This is a genomic window from Exiguobacterium sp. UBA3491 (genome assembly GCF_002377745.1).
GTDB lineage: Bacteria > Bacillota > Bacilli > Exiguobacteriales > Exiguobacteriaceae > Exiguobacterium_A.
The window spans coordinates 9,678-21,300 of the sequence record NZ_DFQK01000025.1 but is presented as its reverse complement, the minus strand read 5'-3'; the positions used below and the strand labels follow the sequence as shown (position 1 = coordinate 21,300).

General features: G+C 46.9%; 12 protein-coding genes. 10 read left to right on the top strand and 2 right to left on the bottom strand.

The window, feature by feature from the left end:
• The first annotated feature begins 163 nt into the window (after nucleotides 1–163).
• The 9 genes from B4F99_RS09390 to B4F99_RS09350 all read left to right on the top strand — a co-directional run bounded on the left by B4F99_RS09390 (nucleotide 164) and on the right by B4F99_RS09350 (nucleotide 9,668).
• Nucleotides 164–586, top strand: coding sequence for a DUF1934 domain-containing protein (locus B4F99_RS09390; protein ID WP_231496909.1), 423 nt, complete (start codon nucleotides 164–166; stop codon nucleotides 584–586).
• Nucleotides 576–995, top strand: a complete 420-nt coding sequence (locus tag B4F99_RS09385) for a hypothetical protein (RefSeq protein ID WP_290757252.1) — start codon at nucleotides 576–578, stop codon at nucleotides 993–995. The genes B4F99_RS09390 and B4F99_RS09385 overlap by 11 nt, the downstream gene beginning before the upstream one ends.
• Before the next feature lie 55 nt (nucleotides 996–1,050).
• A complete protein-coding gene (locus B4F99_RS09380; protein WP_290757251.1) occupies nucleotides 1,051–1,464 on the top strand; it encodes an NUDIX hydrolase in 414 nt (137 codons plus the stop codon).
• 284 nt (nucleotides 1,465–1,748) lie between these two features.
• The gene (locus tag B4F99_RS09375; protein WP_035411299.1) at nucleotides 1,749–3,884 is read left to right on the top strand and encodes a (Fe-S)-binding protein; all 2,136 of its coding nucleotides are present in this window, start codon (nucleotides 1,749–1,751) and stop codon (nucleotides 3,882–3,884) included.
• Nucleotides 3,885–4,039: 155 nt separating this feature from the next.
• On the top strand, nucleotides 4,040–4,408 hold the full coding sequence (locus B4F99_RS09370) for a MerR family transcriptional regulator (protein ID WP_035411297.1): 369 nt from the start codon (nucleotides 4,040–4,042) through the stop codon (nucleotides 4,406–4,408).
• 36 nt (nucleotides 4,409–4,444) lie between these two features.
• The gene (locus B4F99_RS09365) at nucleotides 4,445–5,767 is read left to right on the top strand and encodes a hemolysin family protein (RefSeq protein ID WP_290757248.1); all 1,323 of its coding nucleotides are present in this window, start codon (nucleotides 4,445–4,447) and stop codon (nucleotides 5,765–5,767) included.
• Nucleotides 5,768–5,945: 178 nt separating this feature from the next.
• Nucleotides 5,946–7,622 carry a LytS/YhcK type 5TM receptor domain-containing protein gene (locus tag B4F99_RS09360; RefSeq protein WP_214856192.1) on the top strand — a complete coding sequence of 559 codons (1,677 nt, stop codon included), beginning with the start codon at nucleotides 5,946–5,948 and terminating at the stop codon, nucleotides 7,620–7,622.
• Between the two features lie 92 nt (nucleotides 7,623–7,714).
• Nucleotides 7,715–8,743, top strand: coding sequence for an aldose epimerase family protein (locus tag B4F99_RS09355; protein WP_214856343.1), 1,029 nt, complete (start codon nucleotides 7,715–7,717; stop codon nucleotides 8,741–8,743).
• Nucleotides 8,744–8,813: 70 nt separating this feature from the next.
• Nucleotides 8,814–9,668, top strand: a complete 855-nt coding sequence (locus B4F99_RS09350) for a DegV family protein (protein ID WP_058265493.1) — start codon at nucleotides 8,814–8,816, stop codon at nucleotides 9,666–9,668.
• Nucleotides 9,669–9,721: 53 nt separating this feature from the next.
• Here the strand turns inward: B4F99_RS09350 and crcB (B4F99_RS09345) are convergent, their stop codons facing one another.
• Nucleotides 9,722–10,072 (bottom strand): fluoride efflux transporter CrcB, encoded by a 351-nt coding sequence (gene crcB / locus B4F99_RS09345; protein ID WP_214729638.1) that lies wholly within the window; start codon nucleotides 10,070–10,072, stop codon nucleotides 9,722–9,724.
• On the bottom strand, nucleotides 10,073–10,471 hold the full coding sequence (gene crcB / locus B4F99_RS09340) for a fluoride efflux transporter CrcB (protein ID WP_290757240.1): 399 nt from the start codon (nucleotides 10,469–10,471) through the stop codon (nucleotides 10,073–10,075). It abuts the gene before it with no gap.
• A 155-nt stretch (nucleotides 10,472–10,626) separates the two neighbouring features.
• On the opposite strand from crcB (B4F99_RS09340), the gene B4F99_RS09335 reads away from it, so the two are divergent.
• A partial coding sequence (locus tag B4F99_RS09335) for a chemotaxis protein (RefSeq protein ID WP_290757238.1) occupies nucleotides 10,627–11,623 on the top strand: 997 nt, incomplete at its 3' end.

Here is an 11,623-nt window from a genome sequence, read left to right as displayed (position 1 = left end):
GCCTGAGGAAAGGGCGTGAAAAGGTGCGTCATTTTTTGAGTCAGTCCATTTGTCTACAATCTGGAACGGATTCGATGTACATCGGATCCGTTTTTTTGTTGCATGTAAGCAGAAGGTGCATCAGACGAAAAAATCGTGTACGCTAAACGATGAGGTGATAGAAGTGAAACCAGTAAAGTACTCGGTGTCATTACGACAGGTGACGACGATTGAAGATGGTCCGATGCGTGAATCGGTCGAACTTGAGGCGGACGGCACGTTGTTCGAAACAAAGGACGGTTTTGCCGTGAAATTCGTTCAACCGGATGAACAACCGATTGATACGACGATCAAATGGTCAAAAGACCAGATCGCCCTGAATCGCAAAGGTCCTGTTGCGATGCATCATGTTTTCATTTTAAAAGAGACGACAAAAAGCCAGTATGGCAGTCAGTTCGGTCAAATGTTGATGGAGACAGACACGGAGACGATTGAGATGAAACCGCAGCAGATGAAGTTTCGCTATACATTAAAAATGAATGGACAAGCAGTCGGTACGTATACGATTGATTTAACTTGGAAACGGAGTGAGACGAATGGCATTTGAACAAACAGTACGTCAAATGGAACAGATGTTGGAAGAGGAATGGTTCGAGTGGCTCGAGAACGATGAGCCGCGCTACAACGAATGGCGTGATCAACTCGAAGGACTCGCAGAGCAGGTCATCACGGAATACAATCCGAAGGTCGATCCGGAGTCAATCGATACGCTACTTTTAATCAATGAAGAATTACCTGTCTTATACGGTGAAGATACCGTCATGCTGTATACAGCGCTTTTGAAAGCACGTCAGGAAGACGACCAAGTATATGAGCGTTACTTGACGATCCTGGGTGCGTTCGCAGANNAACAGCATCCAGCGATCCGTGAAGTCGAAAAGTTAGTCGCAAAAAAGGATTATAAAAATGCCTTCGCACGTGCAGTCCGTCTGCCACAGTCGCTCGGTCTAGAATAAACAATCAGTGGACCATCTTGTTTTAGACAAGATAGTCTTTTTAGGAGGAAGCGTCATGTATCCACTCTATCGAATCATCGTCGCGATCATCCGGAAGGGCGATCAACTGCTCATTGTCAACAATCAATCGGGTCAGGACAATCGGTGGAGCTTACCCGGTGGACAGATTGAAGCTGGGGAGACACTCGAGCAAGCACTTCGTCGTGAGGTTGCTGAAGAGACTGGCTTGGCAGTCACATCATCGTCGTTTGCCTTCTTGACGGAGAACTTCATGCCAACTTATCAAGCGCACAGTCTCGTCACTTATTTTGATTGCGAGGTGAGCGGAGTACTCGATCCGAATGATCCTGATGAAGAAATCAGCGAGACGAAGTGGATCAATCAAAGGGAGCTAACGGAATTNNGAGGATGTCCGTCTTCCGTTATATACATACTTAACAGAACAACACAAAGGTTATTATATGTTTGAAGAGATGAAGTGGTAAGCAAAAGAACGGATCATCCTTATGAAGGAATGTATCCGTTCTTTTTGCTTAGAATGTCCTATTAGACGAAGGAAATCTTGCTAAGCATGTCTATCGAACAATCGCACGTGACAATTTACTTTTAATAGATTCAACTCATTTTTTAAATCATATTGAGCCAATCAATCGAAAGAGAATTTATTTAAAAATTTATGAATGAATAGTCATTCATTATATGCTATACTCATTTCAACACAACTGCTTTAGGGGGAAAGGGGTTTGTTCGAACATGAATACATTTTTAATCATCAACTGGATTGCCTTCCTACTCGTCATCGGTTATGCAGGCTATCTGTTCACATCACTTGTCAAAAGTCGTTATGCCGCCATTAAACGGGGGAAAAAGGCGGAATGGACGCTGACGAATAAAGAACGACTAGACGCAGTTTTAGTTAACGTCTTTGGTCAAAAGAAACTATTAAAAGATAAGAAAAGTGGCGCAATCCACGTCATGATGTTCTATGGATTCTTACTCGTTCAATTCGGAGCGATTGATTTTATCTGGAAAGGACTTGCCGTCGGTCAGCGTTTTCCGCATGTCCCGCTCGGTCCACTTTATCCATTTTTTACATTCTTTCAAGAAATCGTCATGCTCGTCATCTTGATTGCCGTCGTCTGGGGTTTTTATCGCCGGTATGTCGAGAAGCTCGTCCGTCTGAAGCGAAATTTTTTAGCAGGTCTTGCCTTGATCTTCATCGGTGGCTTGATGGTTGCCGTCCTCTTCGGAAATGGATTCTTCCTTGTCTACGAGAACCACTCGACGCTCGGTGAACCCGTCGCTTCAAGCATTGCGTTCTTATTCGGCTGGGTACCGGAATCGGTCGCTTTCGGATTATTCGTCTTCTTCTGGTGGGCGCATCTTTTGTTCTTACTTAGCTTCATGGTCTACATCCCACAAGGTAAGCATGCGCACTTGATTGCCGGTACAGCAAACGTCTGGCTCGGTCGGACATCGAAAGTTGGTCGTTTGGCACCGATTGATCTATCCGTCATGGAAGAAGCAGAAGACGACGAAGCGGAATTCAGCTTCGGGGTCAATCGGATTGAAGATTTCAATCAAAAGCAACTCGTTGATCTATATGCCTGCGTCGAGTGCGGTCGCTGTACGAACATGTGCCCAGCAAGCGGAACTGGGAAGATGTTGTCACCGATGGATTTGATCGTTAAATTACGGGACCATCTCAACATGAAAACGGCAGCGATCACTCAACGTTCACCATGGGCACCTGCTTTTGCGTTCGAAGGATCGCAAGGAAATCAGATTGCCTCGCTCGCAGCAGCCGGGCAGATGGATATCGTCCCGGATTCATTGATTGGGAACGTCATTACGGAAGAAGAAATTTGGGCGTGTACGACGTGCCGAAACTGTGAGGATCAGTGTCCGGTCATGAACGAACATGTTGATAAAATCATCGACCTCCGTCGCCATCTCGTCATGATGGAAGGCAAGATGGATCCGGAAATGCAGCGGACGATGGCAAACATCGAACGTCAAGGTAATCCATGGGGGATGAACCGAAAAGAGCGCGAAAACTGGCGGAAAAACCGTGATGAACTCGTCGTTCCGACAGCGAAAGAAAAGAAGAAAGCAGGCGAAGAGTTCGAGTACCTGTTCTGGGTCGGGGCGATGGGATCGTACGATAACCGGAGTCAAAAAATCGCGATGGCGTTTGCCCGTATTCTGAACGAGGCAAATATCTCGTTTGCGATTCTCGGAAACGATGAGAAGAACTCAGGCGATACACCACGTCGAATCGGTAACGAAGTCTTGTTCCAAGAACTCGCGGAAGCAAACATCAAATCATTTGAGAAGTATGGCGTCAAAAAGATCGTCACGATTGATCCGCATGCCTACAATACATTCAAAAATGAGTACCCAGACTTCGGACTCAGTCTGGATGTCGAAGTCTATCACCATACCGAATTGCTCGCTCGTCTGATTGATGAGAAACGCATTACACCGTTACATGAAGTCAAAGAGCGGGTCGTCTATCACGATTCGTGTTACCTCGGTCGATACAATGATATTTACGACGCACCGCGTTATATTCTCGAGAAGATTCCAGGCATCACACTCGTCGAGACAGAACGTAACCGAGAAAAAGGCATGTGTTGTGGTGCTGGTGGCGGCATGATGTGGCAAGAAGAAAAAGTTGGTGCACGTGTCAACGTCGCGCGGACGGAACAATTGTTGACCGTCCAACCATCCGTCATCGGGTCAGCATGTCCGTACTGTTTGACGATGCTTAGTGACGGTACGAAGGCGAAGGAAGTGGATGAAGCAGTCGCCACGTATGATGTCGTCGAATTATTAGAACGTTCTATCGTTGGTATAGCGGTCGAAGAGCCAATTGCCACCGTTTAAAATTAGAAGTGTATAAACGATTATTCTCGTATCAACGGGAGTAATCGTTTTTTTTATTAAAAGCATGACGTTTTACTGTACGGTTTTGACATGATAAAATAAAAGGACTAACTATGGAAAGGAGGTGAGAATCTTTTGGGAAGGCGTTACTTCGAATCGGTCAGGTCGCGGAGACCACCGGCTTATCAAAACGAACGATCGATTATTACACATCACTCGGTCTCTTAACATCAGAGCGTACTGCATCGGGTTACCGTTTGTATGACGAATCTGTCATTCATCAAATCGAAAAGATTGAATATTTGAAGTCTCAACGGCTTTCCCTGCAAGAGATTCTTGCTTCTTTTACGGAACGAGAACAAAAAACAGGAGAGACGATTTATCAGGAAGTACAACAATTACAGACGACGGTTGAAGGACTCGAGCAACGTTTGTTGCAGTCGACGGAAGTCGAAAAACAAGCGATTCGCTTAGAATTGTCCCGACGTCTGACATTGATTGCTTCTCTGATTGCACAGCTTTAATACAAAACAATGGAGGTGACCCCTGTTTAGGGGATTTTGGATACTATATTATTCATCAATTTATTTTTAGTGGTGTTGTTGATCGTGTTGACGGCGTTCTTCGTCGGATCGGAATTCGCTGTCGTCAAAGTGCGGATGTCGCGTTTGGATCAGATGATCCAGGAAGGCAATAAAAGTGCGGTCCTTGCGAAAAAAATCGCCGGTGATCTTGATTATTACTTGTCTGCCTGTCAGCTCGGTATTACCGTCACGGCACTTGGTCTCGGGGCACTTGGAGAACCGACAGTCGAAAAGATCCTGCATCCGGTCTTTGATGACTTCGGGATCTCTGCTGCTGTTTCAACACTCTTGTCGTTTGGTATCGCATTTGTATCCGTAACGTTCTTACACGTCGTCATCGGCGAACTTGCTCCGAAGACACTCGCGATTCAGTATGCAGAACGCATGACATTGTTATTTGCCCGTCCGCTGTATGTGTTCGGGAAGATCATGTATCCGTTCATCTGGTTACTCAACGGTTCAGCACGCCTGTTCCTCGGTCTGTTCGGTGTCAAACCAGCAGGACATGAACAAGCCCACTCAGAAGATGAATTAAAAATCATCATGGCACAAAGTTTCCAAAGTGGTGAAATCAATCAGACAGAACTTGCTCTCATGCAGAACGTCTTCGCCTTTGACGAGCATATTGTCAAAGACTTAATGGTTCCACGGATGCGGATGGAGACGATATCGGAACGTTTGACGAAGAACGAACTGATGGAAATCTTCATGGACAATCCGTATACGCGTTATCCGGTCACAGAAGAGAACGATAAAGACCGGATTCTTGGATACGTCAACGTCAAGGAAGTCTTGACGGATTACGCGAACGGGAACGAACATCCGGTGACACATTACGTCAAGGAACTACCGGTCGTTTCTGAAGTAACATCACTTCAGGACACATTGCGGAAGATGAAACGGACCCGGACACATCTCGTACTCGTCGTCGATGAATATGGTGGAACAGCAGGACTCGTCTCGATGGAAGACTTACTCGAAGAAATCGTCGGCGAAATCCGTGATGAATTCGATGCAGATGAAGTCGAAGAAATCGAACAAATCAAATCCGACGAATTTTTACTGGACGGTACTGTATTACTCGTGGATTTAGAAGAACGTTTCAACATTCGATTTACGAACGTCGAGGACGTGGATACGATCGGCGGCTGGATTCAGATGCACAACATTGATCTTCAACCCGGTGAGCACATCGATACACCAGATTTTTCGGTTGAAGTAACGGAGATGGAGAACTATCAAATCAATCGCGTCAAGATTTGGTTGCATCCAGCTGAACAAGTAGAAGCAGAAGGATAAGATGGTCGGTTCCTCATCGAGGAGCCGATTTTTTTATATCACATCAGTCAAAAAATCAAGAACTTGCGGATTGTGTGAACTTTCAGCGGTCATGATAGGAGAATGGTGGAGTGAGCGGGAATGTAATCTACAACTACCGTATTGTCGATTCGCGTCCTATGAAACGAGGAGGTATTCCGTGCTTGATCAGATTCCATTCTTACTGAGTCGTTTAGGTATGTTAGCACTGTTAGCCTTTCTATTGTCCCAGTGGCGCATTTCTCGATACATATTCAAGATGGACCGCGGGATGAATGTACCACTTCTTTTAGCATTCGTATCATCTGGTATTTTAATGAACTATGCGGGAATCGTGCTTTCGAATGATACAACGATTGATCCGTTACTCGGGTTATCCGTCAAAAAGGATGCTTTATTACTTGATACACGTTTAGCAGTCATCGTGACGAGTGGTCTGATCGGTGGACCAATCGTCGGTGGGATCACAGGATGTCTAGTCGGGTTGCACCGCTATTTACTCGGTTCTCTAGGGGCAGAAGCAGGTTGGATCATTGCGATGATAGCTGGACTCGTGAGTGGATGGTACCGGAAACGTTGGCGCTTACGGGATGATTATGCCTTGATTCCACCAGTCGGCATCGTCTTAGTCGCATTGTTCTTTGAAAGTGGAATCACGTTGTTGCTGGCTCCAGACACGACGCAGGCGCTTGATTTAATCAGTCATGCGGTGTTTCCGCTATTATTTGCGAACACATGTGGTGTCATACTGTTTATCATGATTTTACGAACGCAACTTCGACTCGAAGGTGATCTCTTCGTCCGACAAACGGAGCGTTCTGATCGGTTATTACAAGCGTTGCAACCCTTACGAAAGCAGGGGTTGACGTCAGAAGTCGCCCGACAAATCGGAGCGACATTATTAAAGGAGACGAAAATGCAACGTGTCGTCTTGCTCGGAGCGACGGAAGTCGTCATCGATATGACGGAACAGCAACCTGCTGTCTGTGGCGAACAACCGAGACGTGAGGAACAACAATGGATCGAGGCAGAAGAACCCGTTCGACAGGAAGATGAACTGACGGGACAGATTCTAAGCTTTCATCCAATACGCATCAACGGTCAAAAGGCGGGTGTCATCTGTTATTTCTCGAAAGATCTATTTGACGATACGGTCGAGCGAATGACGGAACAACTTGTCCGTTTATTAGCACGAGAGTTATACATGCACCGAGAAGAGCAGTTGCTCCGATTAAGCGGTAGAAAGATGAAACCTATGTTACACGTCAGTTATCTCAAAGGCATCATCGAAGAAATTCAGCGGACAGCCGATCCCGGAACTCCTGTAAAACATCAATTGAATGCGTTGCTTCAACTTTTGACGACAGCGACGCGGCACGATGAACATCCACTGCGTGAGGAACTAGCGACGCTAAAAGCTTATCTATCGCTCGAAGGTACACGCCGCCGTCCGAATCAATTGACATCCGCTGATATCACGGTCGATCTCGACATCGAGACTTCCGTTGAGGAATACTTCGTTTTCCCGTTCCTCGTGACACAGCTTGTCGATAATGCACTACGTCACGCGTTCGTAAAGGCAGGACGGCATCACCGGATTGATGTCCGCGCCTTTAAGTCGACGACGGGTTGGGTCATCGAAGTCGCAGACAATGGGCAAGGAATGCCGTTTGCTGTGATGCAACAACTGGATCAAAAAGAATCAGGTGATTCGAATCTGTTCTTGATTCGACGCGCACTGGAGGTGACATATGGTCCGGCTGCGTCACTACGTGTCTATTCCATTATCCATCAAGGAACACGAATCGAAGTCCGGCTACCTTTTCCATCACCTTGACGACAGTGGCACTTTGCTACTGTTGTTTTTTTGTGTTGCTTCAAGGGTAAATAGGAAAACAGCAAAACGTATTGTACAGGAGGAAGCAGATGATGATTACGACAACAGAAGTGGGTCAACTAGAAGATCAGTACTTGTTACGGTTCACGTTAGAGAATGTTCATGGACATAGTGTCGATATCTTGAACCGAGGCGCAAAAATTCTTGCGATACGGGTTCCAGATCAGCAAGGGATGATTGAAAACGTCGTACTCGCATTTGATGACCTGTCAGAATACCAGGATGATCCACACCATTTAGGCGCAACGATCGGACGTGTCGGAGGACGAATCGCGAACGGAGCGTTCGCGCTCGAAGGAATGACGTATGTACTTGAACAAAATGAAGGCGAGCATCATCTTCACGGGGGAAGCGAGAATTGGGCGAACCGGATGTTCACGCACGAAATCAACGATGACCGACTCGTCCTACGATTAGATAGTCCGAATGGAGAGAACGGCTATCCAGGTCACTTGTCGTTTGAGTTGACCTTCGAATGGACAGACGAGAACGTCCTGCATGTTCATTATGAAGCGGAGACGACGGCCTCGACACCGTTCAGTCCGACGAATCATACGTACTTCAATTTGACAGGTGAGGCGAAGACGACAATCGAACAGCACGTCCTGCGAATGGACGCCCCTTTTTATATTCCGTTGACGAAAGATGCCGTACCGACCGGTGACATTCTCCCGGTAACAGACACCGTTTTTGATTTTCTCGATGCCCGTTTTCTACATGAAGTCACACACGCACCAGACGAACAACTTCGTCAAGCGGGTAGCGGGGTGGATCATCCCTTCCTGCTTAGAGAAGGTGGGGAGATCGTTCTTGACGAACCAATCAGCGGGCGGCGGTTACGGGTCGTAACCGACCAACCGGGGGTCGTCGTCTACACGGCCAATCACTTGTCAGGCGAGTTCACGATTTGTGGAAGACGGGCAACGCCGTACCTGGGTATCTGTTTTGAGACACAAGGGCTGCCGGATGCGATCAATCAACCAGATTTCCCTTCCGTTGTCTTGCGTGCCGGTGAGCACTATCATAAGCGTACATCGTTTCATTTTCAGATGATGTCATGAGGTATCTTGCGATTTCCACTCCTGTATATGGTAGGATAGAGCAAGAAGAATCTAACGGAGGCTAAGGAAAATGACTAAAATTGCATGGGTGACCGATAGTATGGCCTATTTCACGAAGGAAGAGGCGGAAGCGATCGGCGTCAATGTCGTGCCGATTCAAATTTTACTTGGTGATACGGCGTATCAAGAGAATGCCATTACGGTCGAGCGTCTGTTTCGTGCCCTGGATGCGGACAAAAAGCTGATTGCAAAAACTTCACAACCGATCTTTGGGGAGTTCGTTGGAACATATGAACGGCTGAAAGAAGAAGGCTATGACTGTGCCATTGCAGTGCACTGTACGAATGGGCTCTCAAGTACCGTCCAAAGTTCAGCATCAGCAGCGGAAGCAGCCAGTTTCCCGGTTCATATCATCGACTCGCATACAGCGTTTGAGAACCAACAAGAGTTCATTCGTTACGGGATGGAGCTCGCGGCACAGGGGAAATCCGTCGAGGAAATCGTCGCAGCCTTACAAGCGTTGACGAAAAAGACCCATTTCTATATGATCGTCGGTAATATGGAAACGATGCGCCGGGGTGGACGTGTCTCATCCGGTGACTTGTTCCTTGCGAACCTACTCAGCATCAAACCGATCATCACGACGGATGAAGCAGGAAAAATCGTACCATTCAAAAAAGCACGTTCTTTAAAGAAAGCTTACATCGAAATGGTTAAACAAATCGATGAATCGATGCGTCAGCACACGTTCTATAAGAACCGGATTTATGTCGCGACGACGATGGCACCGGAAATGGCAGCGGAACTGCGGCAGCAAGTCGCAGCGAAGTTCCCGGATTTGACGATTCTCGAGGGCACGTTCGGACCAGCAATCGGGACGCATGCCGGAGCAGAGACGGTTGGTCTATTCTGGATGAATGATTAAATTAAAACGGATACGACAAGAGGCGACGGATTTTCCGTCGCCTCTTGTTTTGTTCAAGCTGTAAGTGTGATTCCAAGGAAAGCTGCAAGAATTCCGAAACCGTAGCTTGAGATGAGATAGAGGGTAAGTACTTTACGATTTCCGTCCTGAAATAACTGCAACGTCTCGATTTTGAACGTTGAGAACGTTGTAAATGATCCAAGGAAACCGGTACCTAAGAGTAACGTCCATGTCGTATCCAGATGCGCACCGATGACGAGACCAAGCAAAAACGAACCGATTACGTTAATCAGGAACGTCGCTAGTGGAAATTCATGTTTCCAAAACGTCTTCATCCATTGACTGACAGCAAAGCGACTGATAGCACCACAAAAAGCACCGATGGCGAGGGCGAGTAATGTCATTCAGTCACGTCCTTTCGTCACGTAACGCAGTCGTCTTGTCCCAAGAGCGTAACCGAGATAAGACAGGAACAGACCGCCGAACAGGCTGACGAGTACGTAGAGGAACGCATCCGCTAGATGACGTTCGTTGAGTAACGTCACGGTCTCGACGCTAAATGTCGAAAACGTCGTAAATGAGCCGATGAAGCCTGTTCCGATGGCAGTGATCACATATTGATGCAAGAGTTTCGTTCGAAATAAAAAATGTGTCGCATAGCCGAGCAGAAAGCTACCGATCAAGTTGATCGCAAGCGTGGGCCACGGGAAAGGACCGACTGTAAAGTCGCCAATCAGCAGTCCGAGTCCATAACGTGCAAAGGCACCGAGAATACCTGCGAGACCTACGAGTACATAGAGCATAGGAATCCTCTTTTCTAAAAAAAAGTCTACGTTAAACGTACTCCCGCTCTCAAGAAAGCGTCAAGAAAAAAAGTCATCCGAGGAACTTAACGATTGAATTCATTCTGCCGATGAACAATTGTATGAGTTTACTATGATGAAGGAGTTTGAACAAGATGGTATCTGCCCTCGAGCAACAAAGTACAAAGATTTTGTCCCGCCTGATTGCAACGTTGATTACGATTGCGCACCCATTGATTTTCTTATTTGCCCAAATGAATTACGTTCCGATCAGTGTGTTTTATCAATTTTTAGTCGGTGGTCTGATCTTGACGGTCGCGTTGCTTGTCGGCAACCGCCTCCTCGGACATCGTCCGAGCGGGAAATATGTTCAAGTGACATTAACGTATCTCGTCCTCGCCTTGGTTTTGACGACATTACCGTCCCCAAGTATCTGGACGATTGCTTACCTTTATTTGACGATTTCAATCGTCTATTTGATTCCGCGTCTGGTCATTCTCGCCGGAATCCTTGGATTGGTTGAAATGGCAGTATTCACAGTGCTTGGAACGATTGTCTTTACGAATACGTTCGATTTGATCGTCGCGTACGTCATTTACTTGATGATTTTCTCAGCGGCTGTCTTCGTTGCTGTTTTTGGACGGAACATCATGCTAACCGTCCGAAAAGAACAAGAACGGTCGGAAGCATACGCAACAACATCACAAATTGCCCTGAAACAAACGGCAGCAACCGCAACGGAAGTGACGACGTTCACAGAAGAAATGAGTGAAACGGTCGACGCGGCGAAGGATTCGTTCAGTCAGGTCGATTTAGCGATGCAACAGTTAGCAAGTGAAGCAGCAGGTAGCGTTCAAGCGATTCGTGAAATCCGTCAATTGAACGAACAACAAGTCAATCGGATGGAGGAAGTGACGGTATCGGTCGACCGTGCCCTCAAGCGAAGCTCCTCATCACGGACGACAGCTGAACAAAGCAGACAGACGATCGGTCTTGCTGGACAATCCCTGCACCAATTAACGACGAGCATGGATGAGTCGGTCACGTCGTTCGGACAGCTTGCTGGGCGTTTCCAGGAAATCGTCGCTATCACGTCGACTATTAATGCGATTGCGACGCAAACGAACCTGCTTAGTCTTAACGCGTCGATCG